Origin of the sequence: Lederbergia citrea, from assembly GCF_018343525.1 — a bacterium.
Taxonomy (GTDB): Bacteria; Bacillota; Bacilli; order Bacillales; family Bacillaceae_C; genus Lederbergia; species Lederbergia citrea.
In genome coordinates this window covers 1,322,028-1,338,259 of the sequence record NZ_JAGYPH010000001.1, presented here as the reverse complement: position 1 = coordinate 1,338,259, position 16,232 = coordinate 1,322,028, and the positions used below count along the sequence as shown (strand labels likewise).

Genomic DNA, 16,232 nt, shown 5'->3' with positions numbered 1-16,232 from the left:
GGGCGGCAAAATGGCATTTGAAGGATTGGCCGACCGGCTGCAAGCAACAATGCAAAAAATCCGAGGCAAAGGAAAAGTTTCGGAAGCTGACGTAAAGGCAATGATGCGTGAAGTCCGCCTTGCTTTGCTTGAAGCCGATGTTAACTTTAAGGTCGTCAAGCAATTCATTAATAAAGTTAGTGAAAGAGCGGTCGGGCACGAAGTAATGAAGAGCCTCACTCCTGGTCAGCAAGTTATTAAAGTAGTTAAGGAAGAGCTGACTGAACTCATGGGAGGAGAGGAGAGCCAAATCGCGACCGCGAATCGGCCTCCGACCGTAATCATGATGTCAGGTTTACAGGGCGCAGGAAAAACAACCACAACAGGAAAATTGGCGAATTTACTGCGAAAAAAATACAATAGAAAACCTTTGCTTGTAGCTGCGGACATATATCGACCAGCTGCCATAAAACAGCTGGAAACGCTTGGGAAACAGCTAGACTTGCCGGTGTTTTCAATGGGTGATCAAGTCAGCCCTGTTGAAATAGCTCGCAAGGCAATTGAAAAAGCAAAGGAAGAGCATCACGATTATGTGCTGATTGATACTGCAGGTAGGCTCCATATTGATGGCGAATTGATGAATGAGCTGAAAGAAATCAAGGAAGTTGCAAAACCGCAAGAAATTTTCTTAGTCGTGGATGCAATGACCGGGCAAGATGCAGTTAATGTTGCACAAAGCTTTAATGAACAGCTTGAAATTACCGGCGTTGTTTTGACAAAGCTTGACGGTGATACACGAGGCGGAGCTGCTTTATCAATCCGTGCAGTGACAGACAAGCCTATTAAGTTTGTTGGAATGGGTGAAAAAATGGATGCTCTGGAATCCTTTCATCCTGAACGAATGGCTTCCAGAATTCTTGGCATGGGAGATATGCTTACCTTAATCGAAAAGGCGCAAGCGTCTGTGGATGAGGAGAAAGCGAAGGAACTTGAACAGAAATTCCGTACGGCATCTTTCACATTTGATGATTTTCTTGAGCAGCTAAGCCAAGTGAGAAATATGGGGCCGCTTGACGAATTAATCAAAATGATGCCTGGGGCGAATAAAATTAAAGGTATGAATAACCTTCAAGTTGATGAAAAACAAATTGGCCATGTCGAAGCAATCATTCGTTCCATGACTACTGCAGAAAAACAACAGCCGGAGATCATTAATGCGGGAAGACGGCGTCGGATTGCAAAAGGAAGCGGTACATCCGTACAAGAAGTAAACCGACTTCTGAAGCAATTTGAAGAAATGAAAAAAATGATGAAACAAATGACCGGCATGCAACAAAAAGGGAAGAAAAAAGGGTTTAAACTCCCTTTCATGTAATTTTTTTAACCTGTTAAGAAAAAATACTTTACAAACAAATCATATATTTGATATCATACTATCTTGTGTGAAACTATTCGGAGGTGCTATTAAAATGGCAGTTAAAATTCGTTTGAAACGTGTGGGAGCAAAAAAATCTCCTTTCTATCGTATCGTTGTTGCAGATTCACGTTCACCACGTGATGGCCGTATTATTGAGGAAATCGGAACATATAACCCAATTTCACAGCCAGCTCAATTGGCAATCAATGAAGAAACAGCTCTAAAATGGCTTCAAGATGGAGCAAAACCATCTGATACTGTTCGTAACTTGCTTTCAAAACAAGGCATTTTGGAAAAATTCCATAACGTTAAGAATAGCAAGTAATTGTGATGCACATGCAAGAGTTGATTTTGTCGATTGTCAAGCCAATTGTTGATTATCCCGATGATGTTCGGGTGCATGTGAAAGAAGAAGAACAGCGCATCACCTACCACCTCTCGGTTCATGAAAATGATATTGGGAAGGTGATTGGTAGACACGGGAGGGTTGCAAAAGCAATCAGGACAGTCGTCTACGCAGCAGCAGGATTAAAACAACATAAGAAGGTATACATGGAAATCGACGAATAGGGGGCGGAAACACCCCCTTTTTTTGTATAAAAAACTCAGGTGAAAATACATAAAAGCGCGGAGGATGAGACAATGAAAATTCTCCAAACGGTCACCGTTAAGCAGATACTGACTGAATCGAGCAAAAAAAGCCTGCTTAATAAATACAATCATAATAAGCTGCAGCTGAAGAAGGAATGCGATCAGCTACTGTTTGAATTAAAGAAGCTGGAAAGAACCCGAAAATATTCTTCCAACGGTTTGAAAACACAATTTGACAAAGAATTAGATAAGCGTAAGGAAAAAATAAAATTAATTGACTTCCAAATTGACCAGCTTGATTTACTGCCACTGGGGAGTGAATTAAAGGACCAAGATGTTCAAGCGCTTATAGACATAAATATCGGCGATAGTTGGGATGATATTATAAAGGGAAAAACAGTGATCATACAAGATGGTATTGTCACGGAAATTAGGGAGTGAATGAAGATGGAGCGCTGGTTTAATGTAGGGAAAATTGTAAACACACATGGCATTATGGGAGAGGTTAGAGTCATCTCAAAGACTGATTTTCCAGAAGAAAGATACTCTCCAGGCAACCTCCTTCATCTTTTTATGCCCGGTAGTAAGCAACCGCAACAACTAAAGGTGAAAAGTCATCGAAAGCATAAAAATTTTGATCTCCTAACCTTTGAAGGACATTCCAATATTAATGATGTGGAAAAGTGGAAAAATGGCATTTTGAAAGTTTCGGAAACGCAACTGGAGGAATTGTCCGAGGGAGAGTATTATTTTCATGAGATCATCGGATGCGTCGTTACTACGATAGATGACGATAAATTAGGAAAAGTGATAGAAATTCTTACTCCGGGCGCTAACGATGTTTGGGTAGTGAAGCTAGATAATGGCAAAGAAGTTCTAATCCCTTTTATTGATGAGGTTGTTAAAGATATTTCAATTGAAGAAAAAAGAATTATTATTAATCCAATAGAAGGATTGCTAGAATGATGAAAATTGACGTATTGACATTATTTCCAGAAATGTTTTCTGGTGTATTCGGATCTTCCATTTTAAAAAAGGCAGCGGAGAAAGAGCTCGTGTCTTATCACGTAGAGAATTTCCGTGACTTTTCGGAAAATAAACATAAAGCTGTAGATGATTATCCATATGGAGGGGGCGCGGGGATGGTTCTTAAACCCCAACCCATTTTCGACGCAGTCGCTCATTTACAAGAAAAGAATGATTCGAACCCTCGGATTATTTTGCTTTGTCCACAAGGCGAGCAATACAATCAGCAAAAAGCTGAAGAACTCTCCCAAGAAGACCATTTAATCTTTATTTGTGGCCATTATGAAGGCTATGATGAGCGTATTCGTGAACATATAGTGACCGATGAAATTTCTATTGGGGATTATGTATTGACTGGTGGAGAACTCGGGGCGATGGTTATCATTGACTCAATCGTGCGATTAATTCCCGGAGTACTTGGAAATGAAGCTTCTCCTATTCTTGACTCTTTTTCTTCTGGTTTACTTGAACACCCCCATTATACTCGTCCTGCTGACTTCCGCGGAATGAAGGTTCCCGATGTCCTTTTGTCTGGCAATCATAGCAAAATAGACGAATGGCGCCAACAAGAATCATTGAAAAGAACCAAAAATCGGCGTCCGGACCTACTTGATAAACATCCGCTCTCGGAAAAACAAAAAAAATGGCTGAATGAGTAATATTTCTAAAAGTTACAATTGCAATCAAAATGGCTGTATGTTAATATAGTTTTTGTGGCTGGGGCACTTTATGCCCTTTGACCGCTTGAAACAACGGTGTTCCGCTGCATTTGCTTGTAGTTTGCAAGAGCATCGGTTGGAAGGAGATGAATACGATGCACAAACTTATTGAAGAAATTACTAAAGACCAGCTTCGCAATGATCTTCCAGCATTTCGCCCTGGGGATACTGTCCGTGTCCACGTTAAGGTTGTTGAAGGAACACGCGAAAGAATCCAGCTTTTTGAAGGCGTAGTGATCAAGCGCCGCGGAGGCGGAATCAGTGAAACATTCACTGTCCGTAAAATCTCTTACGGTGTTGGAGTTGAGCGTACATTCCCTGTACACACTCCAAGAATTGCGAAACTTGATGTCGTGCGTCGCGGTAAAGTACGTCGTGCAAAACTTTACTACCTACGTAAATTACGTGGTAAAGCAGCTCGTATCAAAGAAATTCGATAATTATACAGTAAAGGATCAGCTTATCGTTTTTGGGTGAGCAGACATATTTTACTGGATTATAAGAAATGATGTAAAAGGAGCTTGGGTACAAGCTCCTTTTATGTATTTTTAAATGATTAAACGTGTGCTTAAAGTTTTTTAAATACTAATTTTCCGGTACAATAGTACATATATGAATGGCAGATCTAAGCTTTGAATTGGATGGTGACAATATGACTAAAGAAAAAAATGAGTTGTGGGAGTGGACCAAAGCGCTGCTCATTGCAATTGGATTGGCAGCGGTAATTCGCTATTTTCTCTTTGCACCGATCGTGGTGGATGGATTATCGATGATGCCGACATTACATAATGGCGACCGGATGATTGTGAATAAATTAGGAAAACCAGAACGGTTCGATATCATCGTTTTTCATGCACCGGAACAAAAAGATTATATTAAACGTGTCATTGGTTTGCCAGGCGACACAGTAGAATATCGAGATGATATTTTATATATAAATGGTGAGCCGTATGCAGAACCATATTTAAACACTTATAAAGAGCAAATTACCGATGGCCCTTTAACAGCTGATTTTACGCTGGAAGAAATCCCAAATGGACAAAAGACAGTGCCTGAGGGCGAATTGTTTGTAATGGGAGACAACCGCCGTTTTAGCAAAGATAGCAGGCAAATAGGCACGATTCCGATTGAAAAAGTGATTGGTGATACAAATGTCGTTTATTGGCCGCTAAAAGATATTAGACTTGTGAAGTAAACTAGCTGGAGGCAAATTTTATGACAATACAATGGTTTCCTGGACATATGGCGAAAGCGCGCCGAGAAGTGACAGAAAAGCTAAAACTAGTGGATATTATCTTTGAACTTGTGGATGCCCGCATTCCCGAATCATCCTCCAATCCTATGCTCCAAGAAATTATTCATCAAAAACCACGTCTAATTTTATTAAATAAAGCTGACATGGCTGATCGAGAGTTAACCAAAAAGTGGACTGCCCATTATGCAGAACAAGGTCAGACAGCATTGGCCATTAATTCACAGGCAGGGATAGGGATAAAGGAAATTGTGAAGGCAGCTGAAAAAATACTGCATGAAAAACGCGAACGCCAAAAAGCAAAAGGATTAAGACCTCGAGCTATTAGGGCAATGATCATTGGTATCCCTAACGTAGGAAAATCGACTTTAATCAATCGGCTCGCCAAGCGTAATATTGCCAAAACAGGTAATACTCCCGGCGTTACAAGAGCACAGCAATGGATTAAAGTCGGAAAAGAGCTGGAGCTCCTTGATACACCAGGAATATTATGGCCGAAATTTGAAGACCCCGAGACTGGTTACAAACTTGCTTTGACCGGTGCCATAAAAGATACGCTCCTTAACATGCAAGATATCGCTGTATTTGGTCTTAATTTCCTTCAAACCAATTATCCAGATCGGCTCATGGAACGGTATGCATTAGCTGAAATACCGTCTGAAATCTCATCTTTGTTCGATAAGATTGGAGAGTTGAGAGGTTGCCTTGCTGCGGGTGGAGAAATAGACTATGACAAAACAGCCGAAACAATTGTTAGAGATTTGAGGATGCAATATTTTGGCGCGATTACATTTGATTTACCGGATCAAAATCCGATATAAGGGGCCCCATCGTTTGGGGTCTTTGTTTTTTAAAATTATTATGTTTGGAGTAAAAGATGAAAACAGCTTCTGTTAAAGAAATAAAGCGAATTTTAATGAATGTAAAAGATGAACATGACCCGTTAATTGCCGAGCTTGCAACAGATACACGAAAGGGTGTTATCGAGTTACTGGACAAATGGAGGCGTGCCAGGCTTCAAGAAAAGCAAGACTGGCATAATTATCAATCCATGACTCAATTTGAGCAGGAGGCTAGGATACAGGGATATCAATATATCGCTGGCATTGATGAAGCGGGACGTGGACCACTTGCAGGACCTGTTGTCTCGGCAGCGGTAATTCTGCACGAGAACAGCTATTTCCAGGGATTAAATGATTCAAAGAAAATAAATGAACAAAAACGGAAAGAGTTATATAGGCGCATAATGGATGAAGCGATTGCCGTAGGAATTGGTATTATATCCGCGGAAGAAATTGACCGTCTCAATATTTACGAGGCTACTAAAAAGTCAATGCGAGAGGCAATTCAAAATTTATCCACCCAACCAGATTATTTGCTCATTGATGCCGTGAATTTGAAGAGTATTTATCCGGAAAATCCGATCATTAAAGGGGATGCCCGAAGTGTATCAATCGCTGCAGCATCGATTATTGCAAAGGTTACACGTGATCAAATCATGAAAGAATATCATCATAAATATCCTGACTATGGATTTAATGTACATATGGGCTACGGAACGAAAATTCATTTAGAGGCAATAAAAACATTCGGACCATGCTCGATTCATCGGAAAACTTTCGCTCCTTTAAAGACTATGCCATAACAAGGAGGGGCCATATCGTGGAAGTGAAAGCTTCAATAAAAGCCTTGCTTCAAAATCAAGTATTACATCAAAGCCGCCCTTTACAGTTTCAACTGGGGCAAATCTTTTATGGTACTGTTCAAAAGTTATTTCCGAATCATCATGCGGAAATAAGGCTAGGGAACGATAAATTGATTGCTAAACTTGAGGTGCCGCTTACCATTGGAACGGGGCATTGGCTTCAAGTCTCCTCAAACGAGGGAGAAACAAAATTGAAGCTTTTAAATCAAAATATTGATTCGGTCTCAAATAAAAGCTTACAAGAAAACTTATTACGTCAATTATCCCTCCCAAACGATAAGTTAGGTCTAGCACTTGCCGGATATTTAATGAAAGAGCATATTCCATTAACAAAAGAAGACATCCACAAGTCTGTTCAGCTTTTAAAAATAACCGATAATCTTGAGCTGGGATTAAACACATTAAAGTTGATGCATGAGAAAAATAGTCCCTTTAATGAAGCGATTTTTAAATCCCTGATAGCTGCGGGGACAGAAGTAACAACAAATGAATTAATAAAATCACTAAGAACTTCGCTGAGTTTCGAACAAACCACCACTCATCCAGTGGCAAGGGAAATCCTATCATTATTACAAACTATCGAACAACATACTAGTGGGCCGGAAAAGCAGTATGGACGACAGGAAGCCTTAATGCAAATAAAACAGGCAGTCAAGTATACTGGACTTTTTTATGAGCGTACATTGTTAAACGATTCCCTAAGCAAGGATTCTTTTCAGGAATCTATCAAACCATTATTGGTTAAGTTTCTACACGAAACACAAGACTTTCAGCACCCGAAATCCAGAGATTTTGCAGAACAGCTACTATACAGAATGAATGGGCTGCAGCTCCTATCCACCCAAGATGGGCCGATTCAGCAAATGATATACGAGCTTCCCATTAACATTGCAGGCCATCAAACCGAACTTACAATGCAATGGTCAGGTAAGAAGACCGCAGAAGGAAAGATCAACCCAGATTTTTGCCGGATTGTATTTTATTTAGAGCTCGAGCACTTAAAGGAAACAGTCATAGATATGCAAGTTCAAAACCGTGTAGTTACAATTAATATAATAAACGAAAATAACAGTATGAAACGAGTAGCTGAGCAACTGCTCCCTTTACTGAAATCAGGATTAAAGGAGATGGATTACCACTTATCCGCCGTTTTTTTTAAGCAACCTGAAAGCAGTCCCAAGCAGAAAGAAAATACAAGTGATTACTTTCAAAAAAGCAGATCATATAATGGAGTTGATATACGGATATGAAAAGTAAGCAGAACGGACTTCCTCCTAGAAGGGAGGCTGTTGCTCTCCGCTATCAATCTGACATACATGAAGCCCCAACGGTCTTAGCGAAAGGAAAAGGGATGGTTGCAGCCAATATTCTTGAAAAAGGAAAGCAAAACAATATCCCTGTTCAGGAGGACCCAACGCTTGTCGAATTATTAGGTCAATTGGAACTGAATGAAGCAATTCCCGAAGAATTATATAAAGCGGTCGCTGAAGTATTCGCTTTTGTCTATCAAATGGATCGCAATAAAGCAAAGCAATTATAGTATTTGACAATAAAATTGGACAACCATTCAGCGTTTTAATACAATTATATAGCAATCTAATTTTTTTGACAGTGTGATAGGAGGATGGGAAATGAATATCCACGAATATCAAGGTAAAGAAATCCTCAGAAAGTATGGGGTTACAGTGCCTAATGGAAAGGTTGCTTTTACCGTTGAAGAGGCTGTTGAAGCGGCGAAAGAACTTGGTTCCGATGTTTGTGTCGTAAAAGCTCAAATCCATGCTGGTGGAAGAGGCAAAGCCGGCGGTGTAAAAGTAGCTAAAAATCTTGATGAAGTCCGTACATACGCCAATGAAATCTTAGGCAAAACTTTGGTAACTCATCAAACTGGCCCTGCTGGAAAAGAAGTTAAGCGCCTTTTAATTGAAGAAGGGTGCGATATTAAGAAGGAATATTATGTAGGTCTTGTAGTTGATCGTGCTACTGACCGTGTAGTATTAATGGCTTCTGAAGAAGGCGGTACTGAAATTGAAGAAGTCGCAGAAAAAACACCAGAAAAGATTTTTTATGAAGTAGTAGACCCTGTAGTTGGGCTCACAGGCTTCCAAGCTCGCAGAATCGCGTTTAACATTAACATCCCTAAGGAACTGGTTGGAAAGGCTGCTAAGTTTATGTTAAGCCTTTACAAAGCATTTGTGGACAATGACTGTTCAATTGCAGAAATTAATCCACTTGTTGTAACTGGTGATGGAAATGTAATGGCTTTAGATGCAAAATTGAATTTTGACGCTAATGCTTTATTCAAGCATAAAGACATTTTGGAATATCGAGATCTTGAAGAAGAAGATCCTAAGGAAATTGAAGCGTCTAAATACGACTTGAGCTATATTTCTCTTGAAGGTAATATCGGCTGTATGGTTAATGGTGCAGGCCTTGCGATGGCGACAATGGATATTATTAAACATTATGGCGGAGATCCGGCAAACTTCCTTGATGTTGGGGGCGGTGCAACTGCTGAAAAAGTAACAGAAGCATTTAAAATCATTCTTTCTGATGAAAATGTAAAAGGAATTTTTGTTAACATTTTCGGAGGAATCATGAAATGTGACATCATCGCTACAGGCGTTGTTGAAGCTGCTAAGCAAGTTAGCCTAGAAGTTCCTTTAGTAGTAAGACTTGAAGGAACGAATGTAGATTTGGGTAAAAAGATTCTTAACGAATCGGGATTAAATATTGTTGCTGCTGAATCAATGGCGGATGGTGCCCAAAAAATCGTAGAACTAGTAGGATAAGTCTAGAGGTCATCATTAGATAATGAGTAGGCGAGCGTTAGGCTAATGCCCGCCGCTAGAAATCTGAAAGGCAGGGAAAATGATGAGCGTTTTTGTAAATAAAGATACAAAAGTAATTGTTCAGGGAATTACAGGTTCAACAGCTCTTTTCCATACACAGCAAATGCTTGAATATGGTACGAAAATTGTCGGAGGCGTAACGCCGGGCAAAGGCGGAACAGAAGTTGAAGGAGTACCGGTATTTAATACTGTTTCTGAAGCAGTGAAAGCTACTGGTGCAAATGCTTCAGTCATCTATGTTCCAGCACCATTCGCTGCTGATGCAATTATGGAAGCAGTTGATGCTGAACTTGATCTAGTTATTTGTATCACAGAGCATATTCCTGTAATTGATATGATTAATGTTAAGCGTTTTATGGAAGGTAAGAAAACACGTCTTGTCGGTCCAAACTGCCCTGGAGTCATTACTCCTGGCGAATGTAAAATTGGTATTATGCCGGGTTATATTCATACAAAAGGTCATGTAGGAGTTGTATCCCGTTCAGGGACATTGACTTATGAGGCTGTTCATCAGTTATCCCAAGCAGGTGTAGGTCAATCTACTGCTGTTGGAATTGGCGGTGACCCGGTTAATGGAACCGATTTTATCGATGTTCTTAAGGCTTTCAATGAAGATCCGGAAACGGAAGCTGTGATCATGATCGGTGAAATCGGAGGCACTGCCGAAGAAGAAGCTGCAGAGTGGGTAAAAGCTAATATGACAAAGCCTGTAGTCGGATTCATCGGAGGCCGCACAGCACCTCCAGGCAAACGCATGGGCCATGCTGGCGCAATTATTTCTGGTGGAAAAGGTACAGCCGACGAAAAAATCCGTGTTATGAATGAATGCGGAATTAAAGTAGCTGAAACTCCATCTGTAATGGGTGAAACATTAATTGGAGTCCTAAAAGAAAATGGACTTTATGAAAAGTGCAAAACACATTAATGGCCATAATGAAAACCGGAACAGCCCCTCAAAATATGAGGGGTTGTTTCTCCATAAATTTATTAGAAAAAGGGGTATGATTAAAATTTTCGAAGAAAAATTATTTCATCTCATTCATTGCCGCCACCTTACCCACCGGTCAATTAGAAAATTGCTTAAGGTTGACCCTGATTTAAACATGTTTCCATCCCTCTCTTTAACGAACCTCCAACGAATTCTCCAGCTTGAATCTACTAAAATAAACAAGTTTTCTGAAGAATATCTCTCTATTAATGTGCAAAAACTCCTTGCGTTCTATGAATCAAAAAATATTTCTATGATTTCTTTTCGGGATCCTAGTTATCCGCATCTACTAAAAGAGATTCATGATCCTCCGCTTGTTTTGTTTACAATGGGGGATCAAACCCTTCTGGATAGGCATTCAGTGGCAATTGTCGGAGCTAGAGATGCAAATAGCTATGCAGAAAAAGCTCTCGATTTATTTCTGCCCTCCCTAATCGAAAAAAACATTGTTATTGTTAGTGGCTTAGCAAAAGGAGCGGATACGATGGCCCATAAACGTACCATCGAATTAAGTGGTAAAACGATAGCTGTATTAGGTGGAGGGTTTTTTCATTTATACCCTTCTGAAAATAGAGGGCTTGCAGAAAAAATAATAAAGGAGCACTTATTAATTTCGGAATATCCGCCGATATGGCGACCGGAAAAATGGTATTTTCCAATGCGGAATCGGATAATAAGTGGTCTTACAAAGGGTACGATTGTTCTTCAAGCGAAGAAAAAGAGTGGCTCCTTAATCACTGCAGACTTAGCATTGGAAGCAGGTCGAGAAGTTTTTGCCTTACCCGGACAAATTAACGATAAACTGTCAGAAGGAACAAATCAGTTAATTAAGCAAGGTGCGAAATTAATCGCTTCAAGCGATGATATTTTAGAAGAACTATTTTTAAGTTAAACAGTGGTAACGCTTAAATAAATGCATATGTAAAAAAGAGTACAAAAATAAAATGCTTGCATTTACTCATATTGTAGGATAGATTTTTCAAAAGGTGGGAAATCAAAAAATACATTAACTTTTCTAATGGAAGATATTTACTTCATTGACAAAAATAAAATAGCCATATAGTATTTACTCTGATTTATAGAGATGTTTATTAATAACCTCTAGGGAGGATTTTGCATGTCGGATTATTTAGTGATAGTGGAATCGCCAGCAAAGGCGAAAACAATTGAGCGCTATCTCGGAAAAAAATACAAAGTAAAAGCATCCATGGGGCATTTACGGGATTTGCCTAAAAGCCAAATGGGTGTGGATGTTGAACAAAACTATGAACCTAAATATATTACAATCAGAGGCAAAGGCCCAATTTTAAAAGAGCTTAAAACAGCCGCTAAAAAAGCAAAAAAAGTATATCTGGCAGCTGACCCCGATAGAGAAGGAGAAGCTATTGCCTGGCATTTAGCTCATAGCTTGGATGTTGATATTTATTCTGATTGCAGGGTTGTTTTTAATGAAATTACCAAAGACGCTATTAAGGAGTCTTTTAAACATCCACGTCCTATTAATATGGACCTTGTTGATGCCCAGCAAGCAAGACGAATTTTGGATCGGCTAGTCGGTTACAATATTAGCCCGCTTCTTTGGAAAAAAGTTAAAAAAGGACTTAGTGCAGGTCGCGTGCAGTCTGTTGCTGTTCGGCTAATTATTGATCGGGAAAATGAGATCAAAAGTTTCGTACCCGAAGAATACTGGTCTATCGATGGGAATTTTATAAAAGGAAAAGAGAATTTCCAAGCAGCCTTTTTCGGCTTTAATAGCAAAAAGACAAAGCTGAATTCAGAGGAAGATGTCAACTCAGTGATGAACAAGCTGACAGGTGACTCGTTTAAAGTTGACTCCGTTGTGAAAAAGGAAAGAAGAAGAAATCCTGCTCTCCCGTTTACAACTTCATCTCTTCAGCAAGAAGCAGCTAGAAAGCTGAATTTCCGTGCGAAGAAAACGATGATGCTCGCTCAACAATTATATGAAGGAATAGATCTTGGTAAGGAAGGGACCGTCGGGCTAATCACATATATGAGGACCGATTCAACTAGAATTTCCGAGGTTGCCCAAAAGGAAGCTGCAGAATATATAACGGCACAGTACGGAAAAGATTATATGAAATCTGAAGATAAAAAAGAGAAGAAGCAAAGTAATGCACAAGATGCCCATGAAGCAGTAAGACCTACAAGTACTCTACGTGAACCGAATGCTGTTAAAGCTTCTTTGAGCCGAGATCAACATAGGCTATATAAATTAATATGGGAACGATTTGTAGCAAGCCAAATGGCTCCTGCAGTCATGGATACCATGACCGTTAATTTGAAAAATGGAGAAGTAACGTTCCGAGCCAACGGTTCGAAAATAAAGTTTCCTGGATTTATGAAAGTATACGTCGAAGGAACAGATGATCAGCAGGAAGAAAAAGAAAACATGCTGCCAGATCTTGTTGAAGGCGATATGGTTCATGCTGAAAAACTTGAACCGAAACAGCACTTTACGCAGCCGCCGCCAAGATACACTGAAGCACGACTTGTAAGGACACTTGAAGAACTCGGTATTGGCAGACCATCAACTTTCGCTCCCACGCTTGATACGATTCAAAAACGTGGGTATGTAGCGCTTGAAAATAAGCGATTTATCCCGACGGAACTTGGCGAAATTGTTTTACAATTAATTATGGAATTTTTCCCAGAAGTCATCAATGTTGCATTTACCGCCAAGATGGAAAGTGAACTTGATGAAATAGAAGACGGAAAAATTGAATGGGTATCAATTATAGATGAATTTTATCAAGGCTTTGAGAAAAATTTAAAAAAGGCCGAAATTGAAATGCAGGAAGTTGAAATTAAAGATGAACCTGCCGGAGAAGACTGTGAAAACTGCGGAAATCCAATGGTGTTCAAAATGGGACGCTATGGAAAATTTATGGCATGTTCTAATTTCCCTGACTGCCGGAATACGAAGCCGATTGTCAAACAAATTGGTGTTAAGTGTCCGAAATGTAAAGAGGGCAATGTGATTGAAAGAAAAAGTAAGAAAAAACGTATTTTCTATGGCTGCGATCGTTATCCTGAATGTGATTTCCTATCATGGGATAAACCTTTAGAACGACCTTGTCCAAAATGCGAAGGGGTTCTTGCAGAGAAAAAACTCAAAAAAGGAATCCAAGTTCAGTGTGCAAATTGTGATTACAAGGAAAAGCCAGTACAATAGCACATCAGATTAAAGGGGCTAATACAATGGCCTCTTTTTTCGTGGCATTCTAGGTTAACGTCTAGCTTCAGCGCCTAGCCCCTCGATGTGGCGGTCTTAGCCGTTCATCCTAAAAAAGAGCTTGCGCTTTTCTAATAAGCTTTTAAAATGTAAATTTCTTGTCGAATAGTGTAGAATGCAAGAGGGACTATTATAAGTAGATTTTATAAGGATTTAGTTTTATATATAGGAGGGGCATATATGGAGCAGACTGTAAATGTAGTGGGTGCTGGTCTTGCCGGTAGTGAAGCGGCTTGGCAAATTGCTAAAAGAGGTATACGTGTTAATTTATATGAAATGAGACCTGTCAAGCAAACTCCTGCGCACCATACGGATAAATTTGCTGAACTCGTATGCTCCAACTCATTGAGGGCCAACACTTTGGCAAATGCAGTTGGAGTACTAAAGGAAGAAATGAGAATGCTTGATTCCGTAATTATAAGTGCGGCGGATCGCTCATCTGTTCCTGCTGGAGGCGCTTTAGCTGTCGACAGGCATGAATTTGCGGGCCATGTGACAGAAAAAGTTAGGAATCACCCTTTAATTACGGTATATAATGAAGAGATATCTGAAATTCCTGACGGTATTACAATAATCGCAACTGGACCGCTAACTAGCGAACTTTTATCGCAAAAATTACAGGAATTGACCGGGGAAGAATACCTATATTTTTATGATGCTGCTGCTCCTATTATCGAAAAAGACAGTATCGATATGGAGAAGGTATACTTAAAATCCCGTTATGATAAGGGAGAAGCTGCATATTTAAACTGTCCAATGACAGAAGAGGAATTTGACAGATTTTATGAAGCGCTTATTTCTGCAGAAACTGTTCCATTAAAAGAATTTGAAAAAGAAATTTTCTTTGAAGGTTGTATGCCAATTGAAGTCATGGCAGCCAGAGGAAAAAAGACGATGCTATTCGGCCCTTTGAAACCAGTAGGATTAGAAGATCCCCGGACAGGAAAGCGCCCCTATGCAGTTATCCAGCTTCGTCAAGATGATGCTGCTGGAACATTGTACAATTTAGTTGGCTTTCAAACCCATTTGAAATGGGGTCCACAAAAAGAAGTTCTCAAATTGATCCCTGGATTGGAAAATGTGGAAATTGTTAGATATGGAGTCATGCACAGAAATACTTTTATCAATTCACCAAAGGTTTTGGAACGGACATATCAATTTAAAGAAAGACCGACCTTATTTTTTGCAGGTCAAATGACAGGTGTTGAAGGGTATGTGGAATCAGCAGCGAGCGGTCTTATTGCTGGGATTAACGCAGCTAAACTTGCCTTAAATGAGGAGCCCGTCATTTTTCCAAAGGAGACGACGATGGGAAGTATGGCTTATTACATTACCTCTACAGGATCAAAAAACTTTCAACCGATGAATGTGAATTTTGGATTACTTCCAGATTTACCTGAGAGAATTAAGGATAAGAAATTAAGAAATGAACAATACGGTGAACGGGCATTGCGAACAATTCAAAACTTTGTGAAAAATTTGTAACATTCATTGCATAGGCTGCTAAATTATGATAATATTTAGTAGCCTTTGTGAGGTGAAGAGATGAATAAGTTTTCAGATGAATCAGTTTACTCTTTTATTGAATACCTGCAAATAGAAAAGAATTATTCTGAGTATACAATCGGCTTTTATAAAAAGGATATAGAGCAATTTTCCTTGTTCATGAATGCACAAGGTATTGACTCGTTTAAGAGCGTTGAATATTTTGACGCGCGTCTTTACGTCACTGATCTATACAGTCAAAAATTAGCAAGGGCAAGTGTGGCGAGGAAAATTTCCTGCCTGAGAAGCTTTTATAAATTTCTTTTAAGGGAAAAATTAGTGAAAGAGAATCCATTTGTTCTCGTTATTCAACCGAAAGCAGGTGTTAGGCTTCCTAATTTTTTTTACGAAGAAGAAATGAGAATATTATTCGAGGCGTGCGATAATTCAACTTTACTTGGCAAAAGGAATTTAGCTTTACTCGAGTTGCTGTATGCGACAGGAATACGAGTTAGTGAATGCTCTAACATCTTAATTAAGGACCTGGATTTTGACTTTGCAACTATTTTGGTAAAAGGTAAAGGTCGAAAAGAAAGGTATGTCCCTTTTGGGAGTTTTGCTTATGATGCCCTTCAAGGTTACATAAGTGGTGTAAGAGATGAGCTTATGAAAGGTAAACAGCAACATCATTACCTATTTGTCAATTCCCGTGGAGGTCCTCTTACTCCAAGAGGAGTTCGATATATTTTAAGTAATATAATTGAATCAGCTTCTCTAACTGGAAAAATTCATCCTCATATGCTTCGCCATACATTTGCAACACATCTACTTAACAACGGTGCTGATATGCGTACTGTTCAGGAATTACTTGGTCACGCTCACTTATCTTCAACACAAGTTTATACACATGTGACGAAAGAACATTTGCGAAAAACATATTTGAATCATCATCCCCGGGCTTAAAT

The 16,232-nt window shown here is 39.5% G+C and carries 18 protein-coding genes; all 18 read left to right on the top strand.

Annotated features, from left to right (window positions below):
• Positions 1-10: 10 nt before the first annotated feature.
• The 18 genes from ffh (at position 11) to xerC (ending at position 16,230) form a co-directional block, all read left to right on the top strand.
• On the top strand, positions 11-1,354 hold the full coding sequence (gene ffh / locus KHA88_RS06945; protein ID WP_213121671.1) for a signal recognition particle protein: 1,344 nt from the start codon (positions 11-13) through the stop codon (positions 1,352-1,354).
• 94 nt (positions 1,355-1,448) lie between these two features.
• The gene (gene rpsP / locus KHA88_RS06940; RefSeq protein ID WP_213096616.1) at positions 1,449-1,721 is read left to right on the top strand and encodes a 30S ribosomal protein S16; all 273 of its coding nucleotides are present in this window, start codon (positions 1,449-1,451) and stop codon (positions 1,719-1,721) included.
• Between the two features lie 11 nt (positions 1,722-1,732).
• The gene (locus KHA88_RS06935) at positions 1,733-1,966 is read left to right on the top strand and encodes a KH domain-containing protein (RefSeq protein ID WP_213096617.1); all 234 of its coding nucleotides are present in this window, start codon (positions 1,733-1,735) and stop codon (positions 1,964-1,966) included.
• Positions 1,967-2,038: 72 nt separating this feature from the next.
• A complete protein-coding gene (locus tag KHA88_RS06930) occupies positions 2,039-2,428 on the top strand; it encodes a YlqD family protein (protein WP_213096618.1) in 390 nt (129 codons plus the stop codon).
• 6 nt (positions 2,429-2,434) lie between these two features.
• Positions 2,435-2,953: a ribosome maturation factor RimM gene (gene rimM, locus KHA88_RS06925; protein ID WP_213096619.1), complete on the top strand. Its 519-nt coding sequence runs from the start codon at positions 2,435-2,437 to the stop codon at positions 2,951-2,953.
• Complete coding sequence (gene trmD, locus KHA88_RS06920; RefSeq protein WP_249312934.1) at positions 2,950-3,672, top strand: tRNA (guanosine(37)-N1)-methyltransferase TrmD; 723 nt, start codon at positions 2,950-2,952, stop codon at positions 3,670-3,672. The genes rimM and trmD overlap by 4 nt, the downstream gene beginning before the upstream one ends.
• A 155-nt stretch (positions 3,673-3,827) precedes the next feature.
• Positions 3,828-4,172 carry a 50S ribosomal protein L19 gene (rplS, locus tag KHA88_RS06915; RefSeq protein ID WP_213096620.1) on the top strand — a complete coding sequence of 115 codons (345 nt, stop codon included), beginning with the start codon at positions 3,828-3,830 and terminating at the stop codon, positions 4,170-4,172.
• A 212-nt stretch (positions 4,173-4,384) separates the two neighbouring features.
• The gene (gene lepB / locus KHA88_RS06910; protein WP_213097818.1) at positions 4,385-4,927 is read left to right on the top strand and encodes a signal peptidase I; all 543 of its coding nucleotides are present in this window, start codon (positions 4,385-4,387) and stop codon (positions 4,925-4,927) included.
• 20 nt (positions 4,928-4,947) lie between these two features.
• Entirely contained in the window at positions 4,948-5,805 is an 858-nt protein-coding gene (gene ylqF, locus KHA88_RS06905) for a ribosome biogenesis GTPase YlqF (RefSeq protein WP_213121670.1), read from the top strand.
• Positions 5,806-5,861: 56 nt separating this feature from the next.
• Positions 5,862-6,629: a ribonuclease HII gene (rnhB, locus tag KHA88_RS06900; protein ID WP_213096622.1), complete on the top strand. Its 768-nt coding sequence runs from the start codon at positions 5,862-5,864 to the stop codon at positions 6,627-6,629.
• Positions 6,630-6,646: 17 nt separating this feature from the next.
• Positions 6,647-7,939, top strand: a complete 1,293-nt coding sequence (locus KHA88_RS06895; RefSeq protein ID WP_213121669.1) for a hypothetical protein — start codon at positions 6,647-6,649, stop codon at positions 7,937-7,939.
• Positions 7,936-8,229: an EscU/YscU/HrcU family type III secretion system export apparatus switch protein gene (locus KHA88_RS06890; protein ID WP_213121668.1), complete on the top strand. Its 294-nt coding sequence runs from the start codon at positions 7,936-7,938 to the stop codon at positions 8,227-8,229. Before KHA88_RS06895 ends, KHA88_RS06890 begins: the two co-directional genes overlap by 4 nt.
• 91 nt (positions 8,230-8,320) lie before the next feature.
• Complete coding sequence (gene sucC, locus KHA88_RS06885) at positions 8,321-9,481, top strand: ADP-forming succinate--CoA ligase subunit beta (RefSeq protein WP_213096625.1); 1,161 nt, start codon at positions 8,321-8,323, stop codon at positions 9,479-9,481.
• 82 nt (positions 9,482-9,563) lie between these two features.
• Positions 9,564-10,466 (top strand): succinate--CoA ligase subunit alpha, encoded by a 903-nt coding sequence (gene sucD, locus KHA88_RS06880; protein WP_213096626.1) that lies wholly within the window; start codon positions 9,564-9,566, stop codon positions 10,464-10,466.
• Positions 10,467-10,542: 76 nt separating this feature from the next.
• Complete coding sequence (gene dprA, locus KHA88_RS06875; protein WP_213121667.1) at positions 10,543-11,421, top strand: DNA-processing protein DprA; 879 nt, start codon at positions 10,543-10,545, stop codon at positions 11,419-11,421.
• Between the two features lie 225 nt (positions 11,422-11,646).
• The gene (topA, locus tag KHA88_RS06870; RefSeq protein WP_213096628.1) at positions 11,647-13,722 is read left to right on the top strand and encodes a type I DNA topoisomerase; all 2,076 of its coding nucleotides are present in this window, start codon (positions 11,647-11,649) and stop codon (positions 13,720-13,722) included.
• 240 nt (positions 13,723-13,962) lie between these two features.
• The gene (gene trmFO, locus KHA88_RS06865) at positions 13,963-15,267 is read left to right on the top strand and encodes an FADH(2)-oxidizing methylenetetrahydrofolate--tRNA-(uracil(54)-C(5))-methyltransferase TrmFO (protein ID WP_213121666.1); all 1,305 of its coding nucleotides are present in this window, start codon (positions 13,963-13,965) and stop codon (positions 15,265-15,267) included.
• A gap of 60 nt (positions 15,268-15,327) precedes the next feature.
• Entirely contained in the window at positions 15,328-16,230 is a 903-nt protein-coding gene (gene xerC, locus KHA88_RS06860) for a tyrosine recombinase XerC (protein ID WP_213121665.1), read from the top strand.
• The last annotated feature ends 2 nt before the right edge of the window (positions 16,231-16,232 follow it).

Bases quoted from the DNA above. Each gene is read 5' to 3' on its own strand.
- ffh (WP_213121671.1), top strand. From the start codon at position 11: ATGGCATTTGAAGGATTGGCCGACCGGCTGCAAGCAACAATGCAAAAA.
- rpsP (WP_213096616.1), top strand. From the start codon at position 1,449: ATGGCAGTTAAAATTCGTTTGAAACGTGTGGGAGCAAAAAAATCTCCT.
- KHA88_RS06935 (WP_213096617.1), top strand. From the start codon at position 1,733: ATGCAAGAGTTGATTTTGTCGATTGTCAAGCCAATTGTTGATTATCCC.
- KHA88_RS06930 (WP_213096618.1), top strand. From the start codon at position 2,039: ATGAAAATTCTCCAAACGGTCACCGTTAAGCAGATACTGACTGAATCG.
- rimM (WP_213096619.1), top strand. From the start codon at position 2,435: ATGGAGCGCTGGTTTAATGTAGGGAAAATTGTAAACACACATGGCATT.
- trmD (WP_249312934.1), top strand. From the start codon at position 2,950: ATGATGAAAATTGACGTATTGACATTATTTCCAGAAATGTTTTCTGGT.
- rplS (WP_213096620.1), top strand. From the start codon at position 3,828: ATGCACAAACTTATTGAAGAAATTACTAAAGACCAGCTTCGCAATGAT.
- lepB (WP_213097818.1), top strand. From the start codon at position 4,385: ATGACTAAAGAAAAAAATGAGTTGTGGGAGTGGACCAAAGCGCTGCTC.
- ylqF (WP_213121670.1), top strand. From the start codon at position 4,948: ATGACAATACAATGGTTTCCTGGACATATGGCGAAAGCGCGCCGAGAA.
- rnhB (WP_213096622.1), top strand. From the start codon at position 5,862: ATGAAAACAGCTTCTGTTAAAGAAATAAAGCGAATTTTAATGAATGTA.
- KHA88_RS06890 (WP_213121668.1), top strand. From the start codon at position 7,936: ATGAAAAGTAAGCAGAACGGACTTCCTCCTAGAAGGGAGGCTGTTGCT.
- sucC (WP_213096625.1), top strand. From the start codon at position 8,321: ATGAATATCCACGAATATCAAGGTAAAGAAATCCTCAGAAAGTATGGG.
- sucD (WP_213096626.1), top strand. From the start codon at position 9,564: ATGAGCGTTTTTGTAAATAAAGATACAAAAGTAATTGTTCAGGGAATT.
- dprA (WP_213121667.1), top strand. From the start codon at position 10,543: ATGATTAAAATTTTCGAAGAAAAATTATTTCATCTCATTCATTGCCGC.
- topA (WP_213096628.1), top strand. From the start codon at position 11,647: ATGTCGGATTATTTAGTGATAGTGGAATCGCCAGCAAAGGCGAAAACA.
- trmFO (WP_213121666.1), top strand. From the start codon at position 13,963: ATGGAGCAGACTGTAAATGTAGTGGGTGCTGGTCTTGCCGGTAGTGAA.
- xerC (WP_213121665.1), top strand. From the start codon at position 15,328: ATGAATAAGTTTTCAGATGAATCAGTTTACTCTTTTATTGAATACCTG.